Below are 14,018 nucleotides of genomic sequence, written 5' to 3'. Positions count from 1 at the left end.
ATCGGCGCCCCCGCGGCGCTGAGAGCATTATCACTTGGGGAGGGAGGCTCGGGTGACGACATTGCGGGAACTGGCCAACCATCTCGGCCTGTCGCCGGCCACTGTGAGCCGCGCGCTGAACGGATATCCCGAGGTTGGGGAAAAAACCCGCATACGGGTGGTCGAGGCGGCCGAGGCGCTCAACTATCGCCCCAACACAAGCGCTCGCCGCCTGGCTACCGGCAAATCGGGCATGGTCGGCATCATTTTTCGGGCCGCGCGCAACCTGCTGGTCGATCCGCACTTCGTCGAGTATCTGGCGGGCCTGTCGATGGGGCTGGCGGATCGCGAACTCGACCTGATCCTTCGCCATGCGGCACCCGGTGCCCAGCTTGCGGCATATCAGCGACTCATCGCGTCGGGCTCGATCGACGGACTTGTGGTGTCGGCCCCCGAAGTGGACGATCCGCGTATCGCGATGCTGACCGAACGCAATTTCCCCTTCGTGGTACACGGCCATGTCGGTGAAGACGTCGCCTACGGGTTTTACGATATCGACAATCACGGCGCGTTTTCGCGCGCCACCGAACTGCTCATTGCGTTGGGGCACAGGCGGATCGCTTTTCTCAACGGTTCGGCGGGGCTCGCTTTTGCCGTGCAGCGCGAAGCGGCGTTTCGGACGACGCTCGCCGCGCGGGGCATTCATGTGCCGGCGCGGTTCGTTTCCCATTCGGAAATGAGCGAGGACGCCGGCTACAATCAGGCGGCGAAATGGCTCTCGGGACTGCATGGGCTACCGCCCACCGCGTTCCTGTGCTCATCCACCCTGATGGCGATCGGGGTCATGCGGGCTGCGGGAGAAGCAGGGCTTGAGATCGGGAAAGACGTTTCGATCATCGCTCATGACGACGTGCTGCCTCATCTGCGGTCGGAACATTTTTCCACACCGCTGACGGTTACGCGGGTGCCGATCCGGGAGGCCGGGCTTGCGCTGGCCGAAATGATACACAAGCGGATCGATGGCGCCGCTCCCAAGAGCCTGCAGAAGACCGCCAATGTCGATCTGATCGTGCGCAATTCCACCGGGGCTGCGCCGCAAGATGGAGGACGATCATGGTGAACCCCGCGCCTATCCAGCAAAGCCCTGTCGCAATTCTGGCGATTGAAGAACTCCAAAAGAGCTATGGCGCGATCGAGGTGCTCAAATCGATTTCGCTTTCCATAGACGCCGGCGATTTCCTCGTACTGGTCGGTCCATCGGGGTGCGGAAAATCGACCTTGCTCAATTGCATTGCCGGGCTTGAGGAAACGAGCGCAGGCACGATCTGCATCGACGGGCGGGACGTCACAAACGTTCCGCCGCGCGATCGGGACATCGCCATGGTGTTCCAGTCCTACGCGCTTTATCCAACGATGACGGTGGCTGAAAACATCGCGTTCGGCATGAAAATCCGCCGGGTGGAAAAATCCGAACAGAAGCGCAAGATCGGCGATGTCGCGCGATTGCTGCAGATCGAACATCTGCTCGGCCGCCGGCCCGCTCACCTCTCCGGCGGCCAGCGTCAGCGGGTGGCGATGGGCCGAGCGCTGGTGCGGGAACCCAAGCTGTTCCTTTTCGATGAGCCCCTGTCCAATCTCGACGCCAAGCTGCGCGTGGAAATGCGTGCCGAGATCAAGGCGCTGCACCAGCGGCTCGATGCTTCGATCGTTTACGTCACGCACGACCAGATCGAAGCGATGACGCTGGGAACCAAGATCGTGGTGCTCAAGGACGGCGTAATCCAGCAGTTCGCGACGCCGGCCGAAATCTACGATGCGCCAGCCAATCTGTTTGTCGCGGACTTCATGGGATCACCCCCTATGAACCTTATCGAGGCGAGAGTGGGCCCACAGAAACAGGGCGTATCGATCAGGTTTGGGGAGGGCACCGACCAGCACGTGATCACCGGGACCAATCCGCCCGCCGCATTGGCTGCCTATGCCGACAAGCCGGTCATCGTAGGGATTCGCCCCGAAGATTTCGCCGTCGCCAGAGACGACTCGGCCGACCTGACATTGCGGGCGGAAATGACCGAACACGCAGGCTCGGACAATTTCGCAACGTTTGCCCTGGCGGGAAAAAAGCTGATGACCCGGCTATCGGGAAAATCGCCTATTGCCGTTGGCGATGAGGTTCCCCTCAGTGTCGATACGTCCCATATTTGCTACTTCGACCCGCAAACAACAGAACGCATCGCCTGAGGATTTTCATGCCCAACATCTTGCGTGCGACCGACCGGCCGACAGACGCCCCCAGAACCATCAAGTTCGAAGGCGGGCATTATGGTGCCGATGTCTCTTTTTTCGCCGTCGTTTCAGACCCCGGCAAACGGGTCGGGCTGCATGTCCATCCCTACACGGAAATCTGGATGGTTCAGGAGGGCATGGTGCGCTTTCGCGCAGGTGAGGAGATTGTCGAGGCCGAACCCGGCGACATCATGATCGTCGAACCGGAGACGGCACACGGGTTTGAAAATATCGGGGATGGCGTTCTCAAGATGATGTGCATCCACGATGCTCCCGGCATCACCCAGACATTTCTCGACCCGGATGATGCCTAGAGGCGACCGGGCTCAGGTCTGATCGTCGAGACCCGCATCGGGGACATTCTTGCGGATGGATTCGATGGCGCTCTGCGCGGAGGCTTTGGCCTTGTAGCCCTCCGAAGAGAACATGACTTCTCCGTTGGACGCCCGGAAGCGGAAACGGAACTCTCCCGCCTTGTCTTTGTAAACTTCAAACTTGTACATCTCGTGCTCCCTCGATGCCCGGCGGCGAGATACTGGCTCCACCGCAACTGCTGTCTACGCGGCTAGCATTGCCCAAAACAATTGCACAGGCAACCCGAACAGGCTCCGCGGTTCAGGATGCAAATATTCCCGCTTCTCACAGGAGCGCTGGACGACGCAAAATAAATATGCACCAATGGGATATGCGTCGGGAAGGTCGCACACTGACATCGCACAAAGAAGGCGTATGGGCGAAACGAAGTATTTTGACGAAATGCTCAATGCGGATGGATCGATCCGCGAACCCTACCGCATATTGGGTGACTGGCTGGACGGACAGCCCAAGCAAGCACTCAAGCAACTTTCTCAAGATGCAGAAACGATATTCCGCCGGTTGGGCATTACGTTTGCCGTTTATGGATCGAACGAAGCGACCGAGCGGCTGATCCCTTTCGACGTCATCCCCCGAGTAATCGCCGCGCAGGAATGGCGCCGGCTGGAAAAGGGAATCGAGCAGCGCGTCAAGGCGCTCAACATGTTTCTGTGGGACCTTTATCACAGCCAGGACATCATCCGCGCCGGGCGTATTCCCGAAAAGCTGATTGTCCAGAACGATGCCTTCTGTCCGCAGATGATGGGGCTCAATCCGCCCAAGGGGATTTATTCCCATATCATCGGCGTCGATATCGTGCGCACCGGGCCCGACGATTTCTACGTGCTCGAAGACAATCTGCGCACGCCTTCGGGTGTTTCCTACATGCTCGAAGACCGCGAAGCGATGATGCATCTGGTCCCCGACCTCTTCCACAAGCTCAAGGTCGCTCCGGTTGAAAACTATCCGGAAAACCTTCGCCGGACGATGGAAAGCGTTGCGCCGGACAATTGCCCGGGCAATCCCAATCTCGTCGTCCTGACGCCGGGCATCTACAATTCAGCCTATTTCGAGCATTCGTTCCTGGCAGACCAGATGGGAGCGACACTGTGCGAGGGCCAGGATCTGTTCGTGGATGGCGGCAAGGTCTATATGCGGACCACACTCGGGCCGCAGCGGGTCGATGTGATCTATCGGCGGATCGATGACGATTATATCGATCCTTTGACATTCAAGGCCGATTCCATGCTCGGCGTGCCCGGGTTATTCGACGCCTATCGGGCAGGGAATGTAACGCTCATCAATGCTCCGGGCACCGGCATTGCCGACGACAAGGCTGTTTACACATACGTTCCGCAGATCATCGAATTCTATCTTGGCGAAAAGCCGATCCTGAAAAACGTGCCGACCTATAATTGCTCCAGTGACAGCGAACGGGCCTACGTCCTGGAAAACCTCGAGCATCTTGTGGTCAAGGAGGTCCACGGTTCAGGCGGCTACGGCATGCTTGTCGGTCCGGCATCGACCAAAAAGCAGAGGGCCGAATTCTCCGAGAAAATACAGGCCAGGCCGGACAATTATATCGTCCAGCCAACCCTGGCGCTTTCGACCTGCCCAACCTTTGTGGGCAAGGGCATCGCGCCACGTCATGTCGATCTGCGGCCGTTCGTGCTGGTGGGCGACAAAATCCGGATCACACCCGGCGGCCTGACGCGCGTGGCGCTCAAGCAAGGCTCGCTGGTGGTCAATTCCTCGCAAGGCGGGGGCACCAAGGACACCTGGGTGCTGGAGGACTGATGCTCGGACGTTCCGCTGCAAATCTGTTCTGGATGTCTCGCTATGTGGAGCGCGCGGAAAACATGGCCCGCCTGCTCGAAGTCGGCTATCGCATGAGCCTGACCGAACGCGGCGAGGATGGGTCGAGCGAATATCTGCTCTCCATGCTACAAGCCGCCGAAGCCGAAGAAGCGTTCAAGGAAAAGCATGATACCGTCGACGTGGCGAGCGTCGCCCATTTCATGCTGTTCGATACCGATAATCCCTCGTCGGTGAAATCGTGCCTGTTCAATGCGCGAACCAACGCCAAATCGGTGCGGACGGAAATTACCACCGATATGTGGGAGAGCCTCAACAGTACGTGGCTGGAATTCTCGCAGGTCCAGCCACGCCATGTTCTGGGCAACAAGCTCCCCAGCTTCCTGCAGTCGGTCAAGCAAAGCTCAAACCAGTTCCGGGGCGCAGTGCTGGGGACCCTGATGCGCACCGACGGGTTCGCCTTTGCGCAGACAGGCGGGTTTATCGAACGGGCCGACAACACGGCGCGCATCCTGGACGTCAAATATTACGTATTGCTGCCCCGTGCGTCGATGGTGGGCGGCGATGTCGATATCCAGCAATGGACGATGATTTTGCGCGCGGCCTCGGCGCATCGGGCCTATCGCCATATCTATCACGACCGCTACAAGGCCTGGAACATCGCCGACTTTCTGATTTTCAGAAAGGAGATGCCCCGGTCCCTGGCCTTCTGCACGACGTCGGTGACGGCCATGCTGGGCATGCTCGACCAAATCTATGGCGAACCCTCGAGTTGCCACGACGAAGCAATAAAAATGGCGCAGTTTCTGACGGCCGGCGGCATGAACAAGGTTTTCGATCAGGGCCTGCACGAATATCTGACCGGTTTCATCGCCGCCAATAACCAGCTCACAAACGCGATTTCGGAAAGCTACAATTTCTACTGAGGGCGGATGCATGCGAATATCGATACGCCACGAATTCAGCTTTGCGCCCAGCGAGGGCCTGGCGCATGCGGTCCAGCATCTGCTTTTGACACCGGTCGAAACCGCATCGCAATCGGTGGTTGAGTGGTCCATTAAGATGGATGGGATCGAAGCTGCCGCCAGCTTTACCGATGCCTTCGGCAATACGGCCCATCTTGTCAGCCAGCATCGCCCTGAAAACGATTTGTTCATTTCGGTTTCGGGCGTCGTGGAGACCACCGATACCAACGGCGTGCTCGGGCGGGTGGCGGGCGAGCCAAACGTGTCGCTCTTCAAACGCTTCACGCCCCAGACCAAGCCGAACGGCAATCTGGTCAACCGGTTGAAAGCGCATGCCAAGGCCGGAATGAGCCGGGTTGAACTTCTGCATTGGCTGATGAACCGGCTTCACGAAGCGCGCGAGACGGCACCGGAAGAGGACGACGATGCACCCGAGATCGTGGCCGAGGACCACGCGCATGTGTTCGTGGCCGCCGCACGCGGCATGGACATTCCCGCGCGGTTCGTGACCGGGTACGTGCTCACTGAACATGACGAGGCGGCACGGCTGCATGCGTGGGCCGAGGCATGGGACGACGGGCTGGGCTGGATCGGGTTCGATCCTTCGGTCAATCTGTGCCCGACAGCCTCATATGTGAGGATTGCCTGCGGGCTCGACGCGGAAACGACTGCGCCGGTCAGGCTCGCACCGGAATTGGAGCGTCAAGCCGAGGATACAATCCGCGTTTCCCAAGTCATGATGAACCAGCAGCAACAGCAGCAATCAGGCGCCCAGGAGCAATAACCACCCGGTTATTGTGAAGACCGAGAGCACAGTCGACAGCAGGATCGTGTTGGCGGCGACGTCCATCGCCCGGTTGTAGAAAGTCGCAAAGATATAAACATTTATGCCCGCAGGCATGGCGGCGAGCAAAACGCCATAGCGGGCGATGTGCGGATCGACACCGAGGATCGGCACCATGATGACCCAGGCGATGGCCGGGTGAACGACCAACTGCATGGAACTTGTCATCAGCGCCTGGGTCCATGTCTCCCCGAGCTTATAATCGTTGAGGGCTCCACCGAGACCGAACAGGGCAACGGGCATGACCGTCCCGGCCAGCAAGAGCGTGACTTCATCGGCGACCCCGGACAACTCGAACCCCAAAAGATTGGCCAGGAGGCCGAGGGCGATGCCGATCAGGATGGGGTTGGCCAGTGACTTCTTGAGCCCCTGAAACAGCGCCGTGGAGACCTTGCCGCCGTCGCGCCGCGCCAACTCCATGACGAACATGCCAATGGTCATCAGCACCGGCGCGTGCAGCCCGATAATGGAGTAAACGATCGGCATGGCTTGATCGCCATAGGCACGCTGCATGATCGGGATGCCCACCAGAACGGTGTTGGTAAACATTGCCGAAAAACCCACGGCAACCGCTTCGCCGGGTCTGCGCTTGAACACTCTGGCCGCACCGATGGCGCCCAGCGCAAGAACCGATATCGCTCCTGCATAGAAAGGTCCGATGATCGAGAAATTGAACGCGGTGGAAAAATCAACGTCGATCATTGCCCTGAACAACAGGCAAGGCGTGGCGAAATTGTTCACATAGGCGATCAACCCGCCAACGCCGGCACGCGGATAGAACTTGACCCTGACGGCGAGGTATCCGAGCCCGATCAGGATGAAGACCGGAGCGATGACGTTGAGAACGGAAAGCATGCGGAAGGCTTTGGCAAGGCTGGACAAAACTAAAAGACATGGAATGAGCTGGCGCGTCAATCTTTACGCCTTGACCGGTTTGATGCACGGTCACGGCAACCGATGATGGGAGGAGACGCAATGGGGAGCCACATTCTGGCCATCGACCAGGGCACGACGTCGAGCCGGGCGCTGGTTTTCGACAAGGCTATGAAGGTTGCCGGTCAGGGCCAGAAGGAGTTCGCGCAACATTTTCCCCAAAGTGGCTGGGTTGAGCACGATCCCGAAGACATCTGGGAATCGGTGATTTCCTCCGTCCGCTCGGCGCTGAAGCGTGCGAGGCTTTCCGCAGATGACATTGCCGCCATCGGGATTACCAACCAGCGGGAAACCACCCTGGTGTGGGACCGAAAATCCGGCAAGCCGATTCACCGGGCCATTGTCTGGCAGGATCGCCGGACATCCGATATCTGCAATGCACTCAAATCGGCAGGCAAGGAGTCTTTGGTCAGCCAGAAAACGGGCCTGCTGCTCGACCCCTATTTTTCCGGCACCAAGATCAAATGGTTGCTCGACTCCGTAGAGGGCGCGCGAAGGAGGGCCGAAGCCGGGGAACTGGCCTTCGGAACCATGGACACTTATCTCATCTGGCGGCTGACGGGGGGCGCCGTCCACGCGACCGACGCGACCAATGCCAGCCGCACACTGTTGTTCGACATTGAAAAGAACGCCTGGGACGACGAATTGCTGGCGCTCATGGATGTGCCGGCGGCCATGTTGCCGGAGGTTCGCGACTGCGACGGGGACTTCGGGCGGACCGATGCAGCAATTTTCGGCAGGCAAATCCCTATCCGCGGCGTGGCCGGAGATCAGCATGCAGCGGTCATCGGGCAGGCGTGTTTTACGCCCGGGATGATCAAGTCGACCTATGGCACGGGGTGTTTTGCGGTGCTCAATACCGGCGATACCCAGGTGCGCTCCCAGAACCGGCTCCTCACGACGATCGCCTACCGGCTGGGTGGCAAGACCACCTATGCGCTGGAGGGCTCGATCTTTGTGGCGGGCGCTGCCGTGCAGTGGTTGCGCGATGGACTCAAGATCATCGGCAAGGCATCGGACTCCGGCCGATTGGCGCTCGGGGCCGATCCAAAGCAGAGCGTTTATCTGGTGCCGGCGTTCGTGGGGTTGGGCGCCCCCTATTGGGATGCGGAAGCGCGGGGGGCCATGTTCGGGCTTACGCGCAACACCGGACCCGAAGAACTCGCGCGCGCAGCCCTGGAAGCCGTTTGCTACCAGACCGCCGATCTTCTCGATGCAATGCACAAGGACTGGAATTCCCGCGGGGCCGCGACCGTGCTTCGGGTCGATGGCGGAATGGTGGCATCCGACTATATGATGCAATTTCTCGCCGATATTCTCGATGCGCCGATCGACAGGCCCCATATGCTTGAAACCACGGTTCTGGGCGCCGCCTGGCTTGCCGGACAGGCCATAGGGATGTGGCCGGACCAAACAGCCTTTTCCAGGAGTTGGGCACTCGAACACCAGTTCGTGCCCGAGATGGACGAGGCGGTGCGCAACGAAAAGCTTGCGGGCTGGCATGATGCGGTCAGCCGGACGATCTCGGAGCGATAATGCTCCGCTGCGATCATTCTGAAAAAAGAAGACCGAATTGATTCTGACCGCTTTCCAAGGACGGGGGGCATCGAATAGAGTGCGCCATGGACCGAGCGGAGGGTGCATTTGTTCGCTAGCCTGATTGAGCCCTATGGCGCGCTGATCGTCGGCGTCGTCATTGTCGGTCTCTTTATCGCATTTGCTCGGGAGTGGCGTTCTCCGGAGGTGAGTGCGGCCATCGCGGTTTCCGTTCTCATTCTTCTCAACATCGTTTCTGTCGATGACCTGCTCGGGGTGCTCTCCAACAGTGCTCCGGCGACGATAGCGGGAATGTTCGTGATTTCGGCAGCGCTCGTGCGCACGGGCGCGCTTGAAAGTTTCGCGACCTGGATCACTGCCGGGGCAAAGCGGCATCCCTATCGAAGCCTGCTTTCGTTCCTGCTGGCCATCGCCGTAATGTCTGCATTCATGAACAACACGCCGCTCGTGATGATGATGATTCCGGTGGCAGTGGCGATGGCCCGGCAGATGGAAACCCCGGCCTCCAAACTGCTCATCCCGGTGTCGTTTTCTGCCATTCTGGGTGGGACCTGCACACTGATCGGGACTTCGACCAACATCCTGGTCGATAGCGTGGCGCAGAGCAGCGGCATGGAGCCGTTCCACATCTTCGAGATTGCCCCGGTTGGCATCACCGTTGCCACAGCCGGTATTGTGATGATGCTGCTGGCCCGGCGGCTGCTGCCCGACCGGACCACTGTTTCCTCGGTTTCACTTTCGGAAGCCAGCAAGAAGTTCGTGCTTGAAGCCGTTATCGAGGACAATTCCCCCCATGTGGGGAAAAAGGCCCGAGAGGTCGCGGCCTTCAACCGTGCGGACCGCCAACTCATCGACGTTCTGCGCGCCAGCTTTTCGCTGCGCCGGCACATTCAGGATGTCGTGCTGCAACCTGGCGATGTCGTGGTGCTGCGCACGTCGGTGGCCGAACTGCTCTCGATGAAGGAGGAAGGCGACCTCAACATCCCCGAGTCCGAGCATATGCAGTCGCTTGGCAGCCGGTCCTCCTCGATCGTTGAGGTACTGATGGGGCCCAGCGCCGGCATTTTGGGCAAGACGCTCAAACATTTGCGCTTGCGCCGGCGCTATGGCGTCTATCCGCTTGCCCTGCACCGTCGCGGTTCAAACCTCGCGGAGCGCTTCGAGACGGCGCCCATTGAGGTTGGCGACACGCTGTTGATCGAAGGTGCGCCCGAAGACCTTCAGCGCATGGTCGAGGACTATGATCTGGTCAACGTTTCCGAGCCTGCAGAGCGCGGTTTCCGCCGGGCGAAAGCCCCAATAGCCATCGGCGTTCTGATCGCTGTGGTCGTTGGCGCAGCATTGGGACTGATGCCAATCGCTGGGCTCGCCGTGATCGGCGCGGCTACGGTGCTTGCTACCCGCTGTGTAGAGCCCGACGAGGCCGTGCAGGCCGTCGACTGGAGAATCCTCGGTCTCATCATTGCCATGCTCGGTGTCGGGGTCGGCATGGAGAATGTCGGATTGATCGAAAACATAGTGGCGTTCATGGCACCGTATCTGGTGGTGCTGTCACCTCTGTTTGCGCTCGGCGTTGTTTATATACTTGCTTCCATACTCACCGAAATCGTGACCAACAACGCCGTTGCGGTGATCGTTACGCCGGTGGCGATAGGGCTGGCCACAGGACTTGGCGTGGATCCGCGACCCTTTGTCGTGGCCGTCATGTTCGCCGCCAGCGCAAGCTTTCTTACGCCGATCGGTTATCAAACCAATACGCTTGTCTATAGCGCAGGCGGATACAAGTTTTTCGACTTCGTCCGCATCGGAGCGCTCATGAACATCGTTGTCTTTATTGTATCAATGACATTGATCCCCATTCTCTGGCCCTTCTGAGCATCGGAACCCGCCGGCCCTCGACGCGTTTTCATGAGAACCGTTCCGGGGACCTGCATATGGAAGATTTCCTCGCACTTGGGGGCAATCCGACTCACGAGTCTTTTATCGTGCTTGCCGCGCGTTTGCTGATTGCAGCCGTTCTTGGCGCCTTGATTGGCCTTGAGCGTGAAATCAGCAGGCATCCGGCCGGGTTGCGAACACACATGCTTGTCTCGACGGCCGCGGCCGCATTCACCGTGATGACCTTTGAAATCTATCACGAGATGGTCGATCTGAACGCCGAGACGATTGCGCGACTCGATCCGATCCGCGTCATCGAGGCGGTAACAGCAGGGGTCGCATTTCTGGCGGCCGGCGCCATCATTCGCTCGGGGACCGACATCAAGGGGCTGACAACGGGTGCAGGTCTGTGGATGGCCGGAGCGATTGGCGTAGCGGCCGGGTCCGGCTTTTTCTCAGTAGCCGTCACGGCGACAGTTCTGGTTCTGATTATTACAGTCGTGCTCGGCCAATTCGAAAAGCGCTTCCTTGACGGCGAGGACGACCGGTAGCGTATCATAACGAAAATTTCCTGCCGGAACCGCAGATCAATGGAGCCGTTTTTCCTTCTCTTTATGGAGGATGAACATGCCAGCCAAATCCAAAGCCCAACAAAAGGCGGCGGGTGCCGCCCTGGCCGCGAAACGTGGTGAAATTCCGAAGAAAGAACTCAAAGGCGCTTCGCGCGACATGGTCGATTCGATGACGGAAAAAGAACTCGAAGAGTTTGCATCGACCAAGCGCAAGGACCTCCCCAACAAGAAGAACTGAGGAGGAGTCTGTCCGCCTCTCCTTCTCCGTACCGAACGGTCGGGGCCCGGGCCATGCCCGGGCAAACCGCTGCAATAAAGTTCAAATCCCGCCTTTATCCTTCAAGAGGGTTTTACCATGGAGGTTTAGTGTTGTGGGCAAGTGGGGGTATGCGCTGGTTCGACTCGAATGCACTTCCTACCGGTATGTGCATGTTGACAGCCACGGAGACGCCCAATGCCGACTGCATATCTTCTGGCGAAAGATCGCATTGAACAGGCGAGAGCCATGTTGGCAAACGAAGTCTGGTACGATGCGGGAATGGATCACCTTCTCGACGTCGCACTGGCAAGGCTCGACGAGCTCGATGCAAGGCTGGCTGAAAATCCCTCCCGGACCCCTCCCAAGCAGCCCGAAGCTTCGCCGCGCGTGCGGCTGATGCCCTGGCTGGAGAAACGCTAACGCCACACACCGGTTTACCGGGAACCAGACGGCTCGCCCGAAATTTGCTAGAAAGCGTGTGTATCGATCCAACAGTGATTCTTTCCCGGCGCGCGCCCAAACGCTTTCGACAGGGGGTTCCGATCGGCACCGCACCGCACGACACAGTCCTCAACAAGGCTGCCATCCGCTGGAGCCTTTCCAAGCTCACTCAAGTGGCAGAGACGCCTGTGGCCTGGACCTATAAGGTCCAGCGCGACGACAACAGCCCGGCTGCCCTTCGCATCTACAAGCCCGATACCGTCGATCCTGAAAGGCCGGGAAAGCTGCTCGAGTGGTATCGCGGGGACGGCGCCTTACGCCATTTCGGCACAGCCGAAGACGCCATCCTGACAGAATGGGCAGAGGGCAGGATGCTGTCCGAACCCGCGCTGGACGGAAAGGACGAACAGGCAACCAGCGCCATCGCCAATCTCGTGGGTATGCTGCATGTCAGCCGTCCCGGCGAGCCGGATAACCTCGTGCCGCTGCGTGAATACCTGAGTGATTTTTTTGCCGCCGACGTTCGGATATGGCCCGACACGGCGCGGGACCTGTATGCCCGCTCAGTGGGCATAGCCTATGCGACACTCGACAAGCCCGCCGCCGAAATTCCGCTTCATGGTGCGGTTCACCATGACAGGATCGTACTGGCCGAACGCGGATGGATCGCTCGTTCTCCTATCGGTCTTCTGGGCGATCCCGCCTATGATCTGGCGGCAAGTTTCCTGCATCCGTGGGGAAACGTCGCCTTGGCCGCCGATCCGATTCGGATCAATGCCATGGCCGACGGCTTCGCTGCCAAGCTTGGCTACAAGCGCAAACGCATCCTGGCATTTGCGGCGATCCACGCGGCCAATTCAGCGTGTCAGGCGCTCGCCACCGGTGAATCCATCAATTGGCACCTGGCCGTCCTTCCCAACCTTCTGGCCGTGTACGACCTGGCGTGAACCGAGGCATCGACCAGCGGTTCGACATCGGACAAGACCAAACCGATAAAAATTGAGAAGAAATGGTGCCCAGGGGCGGAATCGAACCACCGACACGCGGATTTTCAATCCGCTGCTCTACCAACTGAGCTACCTGGGCATCCGTTCGAGGTTTTTACAGACCCCGTGTTGGTGGCCGGTTTATAGGCAGTCCGGCCCGGGCTGTCCAGCGCTCCGGCGAGAAATTTGTGGGCGGACAACACTTTTTCCCGGGCCGCAGCCAAAGCAGCGAAAATCGCCAATATACTGGCCCGGAATCCGGTCCCTCGCGAAGATAAAATGGTCCTGATCGGTTTAGGATGATGAGCCGGTATCGTCTTCGTCTGCGGAAGAGGTTTTGCCCGGAATGACGTAATTTCCCTTCAGCCAACGATTGAGATCGACGTCAGCGCAGCGAGCCGAGCAGAAGGGATGAAATTGTTGCACTGAAGGCTTGCCGCAGATGGGGCACGGCTTGGGCGGTCGAAGGCGTGTTACATTGGTGGGCATGATTACACCCCTGGGAGCGCCGTCGCGTTGAGCCAGTTGAAATGAACGGGATAGCCCTCGCCGTTCAAAAGGCCAACGGTTTCGAACAGCGGCAGCCCCACGACGGCAGAATAAGACCCGCTCAGCTTGACCGCAAAAGCACTGGCGATTCCCTGGATGGCATAACCGCCCGCCTTGCCATTCCATTCGCCGCTGGCCAGATAGGCCTCGATTTCCTTATTGGAAAGGCGTTTGAAGCGGATGCGGGTATCGACGAGCCGCTCGCGGGCCTGGCCGGATGCGGAAATGACGCAGACACCGGTAAACACCCGATGGGCACGGCCCGACAGCAGCCTAAGGCAGCTTGCCGCCTCATCCATGGTTTCCGCCTTGGGCAGGATACGGCGGCCCACAGCGACCACTGTATCTGCGGCCAATATCACCGATTCGGACGCCAGCCCGGCCTGACGCGCCTTGTTGCGCACCTCGACCGCCTTGGCGTGGGCAAGCCGCTGGGCCAATCGGCGCGGCAATTCACCTTTCTCGGGTGTCTCATCCACATGAGCGGGAATCAGATGATCGGGTTCGATGCCAATCTGGTTGAGAAGAGCGAGCCGACGCGGAGAGGCCGAAGCGAGTATGAGTTCGGGGCGTCTGTTGGACACTATCGGCTCACGGACG

The 14,018-nt window shown here is 59.3% G+C and carries 16 protein-coding genes and 1 tRNA gene; 12 read left to right on the top strand and 5 right to left on the bottom strand.

Annotated features, from left to right (window positions below):
• Window positions 1–52: 52 nt before the first annotated feature.
• The 3 genes from KKY_RS02015 to KKY_RS02005 are packed head-to-tail and all read left to right on the top strand — an operon-like array spanning window position 53 to window position 2,579.
• Window positions 53–1,099: a substrate-binding domain-containing protein gene (locus tag KKY_RS02015; RefSeq protein WP_014129611.1), complete on the top strand. Its 1,047-nt coding sequence runs from the start codon at window positions 53–55 to the stop codon at window positions 1,097–1,099.
• On the top strand, window positions 1,093–2,220 hold the full coding sequence (locus tag KKY_RS02010) for an ABC transporter ATP-binding protein (protein WP_014129610.1): 1,128 nt from the start codon (window positions 1,093–1,095) through the stop codon (window positions 2,218–2,220). The genes KKY_RS02015 and KKY_RS02010 overlap by 7 nt, the downstream gene beginning before the upstream one ends.
• 8 nt (window positions 2,221–2,228) lie before the next feature.
• Window positions 2,229–2,579, top strand: a complete 351-nt coding sequence (locus KKY_RS02005) for a cupin domain-containing protein (RefSeq protein ID WP_014129609.1) — start codon at window positions 2,229–2,231, stop codon at window positions 2,577–2,579.
• 12 nt (window positions 2,580–2,591) lie between these two features.
• Here KKY_RS02005 and KKY_RS19885 read toward each other — a convergent pair whose 3' ends face one another.
• Window positions 2,592–2,768: a YegP family protein gene (locus KKY_RS19885; protein WP_014129608.1), complete on the bottom strand. Its 177-nt coding sequence runs from the start codon at window positions 2,766–2,768 to the stop codon at window positions 2,592–2,594.
• A 226-nt stretch (window positions 2,769–2,994) separates the two neighbouring features.
• Here KKY_RS19885 and KKY_RS02000 point away from each other — a divergent pair, with 226 nt between their 5' ends.
• The 3 genes from KKY_RS02000 to KKY_RS01990 are packed head-to-tail and all read left to right on the top strand — an operon-like array spanning window position 2,995 to window position 6,183.
• Entirely contained in the window at window positions 2,995–4,416 is a 1,422-nt protein-coding gene (locus KKY_RS02000; RefSeq protein ID WP_014129607.1) for a circularly permuted type 2 ATP-grasp protein, read from the top strand.
• Window positions 4,416–5,360, top strand: coding sequence for an alpha-E domain-containing protein (locus tag KKY_RS01995; protein ID WP_014129606.1), 945 nt, complete (start codon window positions 4,416–4,418; stop codon window positions 5,358–5,360). The genes KKY_RS02000 and KKY_RS01995 overlap by 1 nt, the downstream gene beginning before the upstream one ends.
• Window positions 5,361–5,370: 10 nt before the next feature.
• Window positions 5,371–6,183 (top strand): transglutaminase family protein, encoded by an 813-nt coding sequence (locus KKY_RS01990; RefSeq protein ID WP_014129605.1) that lies wholly within the window; start codon window positions 5,371–5,373, stop codon window positions 6,181–6,183.
• Here the strand turns inward: KKY_RS01990 and KKY_RS01985 are convergent.
• A complete protein-coding gene (locus KKY_RS01985) occupies window positions 6,163–7,098 on the bottom strand; it encodes an AEC family transporter (protein WP_041528994.1) in 936 nt (311 codons plus the stop codon). The two genes, KKY_RS01990 and KKY_RS01985, sit on opposite strands and share 21 nt — an antisense overlap.
• A 120-nt stretch (window positions 7,099–7,218) precedes the next feature.
• Between KKY_RS01985 and glpK the strand changes: the two genes are divergently transcribed.
• From glpK to KKY_RS01955, 6 genes are all read left to right on the top strand, one after another.
• Entirely contained in the window at window positions 7,219–8,712 is a 1,494-nt protein-coding gene (glpK, locus tag KKY_RS01980) for a glycerol kinase GlpK (RefSeq protein WP_014129603.1), read from the top strand.
• Between the two features lie 108 nt (window positions 8,713–8,820).
• Entirely contained in the window at window positions 8,821–10,608 is a 1,788-nt protein-coding gene (locus KKY_RS01975) for a sodium:proton antiporter (protein ID WP_014129602.1), read from the top strand.
• 59 nt (window positions 10,609–10,667) lie between these two features.
• Window positions 10,668–11,162 carry an MgtC/SapB family protein gene (locus KKY_RS01970; RefSeq protein WP_014129601.1) on the top strand — a complete coding sequence of 165 codons (495 nt, stop codon included), beginning with the start codon at window positions 10,668–10,670 and terminating at the stop codon, window positions 11,160–11,162.
• A 76-nt stretch (window positions 11,163–11,238) separates the two neighbouring features.
• Window positions 11,239–11,421: a DUF3008 family protein gene (locus KKY_RS01965; RefSeq protein WP_014129600.1), complete on the top strand. Its 183-nt coding sequence runs from the start codon at window positions 11,239–11,241 to the stop codon at window positions 11,419–11,421.
• 216 nt (window positions 11,422–11,637) lie between these two features.
• Window positions 11,638–11,862, top strand: coding sequence for a hypothetical protein (locus KKY_RS01960; protein WP_041528521.1), 225 nt, complete (start codon window positions 11,638–11,640; stop codon window positions 11,860–11,862).
• Between the two features lie 74 nt (window positions 11,863–11,936).
• Entirely contained in the window at window positions 11,937–12,830 is an 894-nt protein-coding gene (locus tag KKY_RS01955) for an aminoglycoside phosphotransferase family protein (RefSeq protein WP_014129598.1), read from the top strand.
• A 63-nt stretch (window positions 12,831–12,893) separates the two neighbouring features.
• Here KKY_RS01955 and KKY_RS01950 read toward each other — a convergent pair.
• The 3 genes from KKY_RS01950 to KKY_RS01945 form a co-directional block, all read right to left on the bottom strand.
• Window positions 12,894–12,969: transfer RNA gene (locus tag KKY_RS01950), tRNA-Phe, on the bottom strand.
• Window positions 12,970–13,163: 194 nt separating this feature from the next.
• Window positions 13,164–13,358: a DNA gyrase inhibitor YacG gene (gene yacG / locus KKY_RS19880; protein WP_083823894.1), complete on the bottom strand. Its 195-nt coding sequence runs from the start codon at window positions 13,356–13,358 to the stop codon at window positions 13,164–13,166.
• A gap of 2 nt (window positions 13,359–13,360) precedes the next feature.
• Window positions 13,361–14,002: a Maf-like protein gene (locus tag KKY_RS01945; protein ID WP_014129596.1), complete on the bottom strand. Its 642-nt coding sequence runs from the start codon at window positions 14,000–14,002 to the stop codon at window positions 13,361–13,363.
• Window positions 14,003–14,018 lie beyond the last annotated feature (16 nt).

The organism is Pelagibacterium halotolerans B2 (genome assembly GCF_000230555.1).
Classification (GTDB): Bacteria; Pseudomonadota; Alphaproteobacteria; order Rhizobiales; family Devosiaceae; genus Pelagibacterium; species Pelagibacterium halotolerans.
This window is presented reverse-complemented; position numbering and strand designations above follow the sequence as displayed.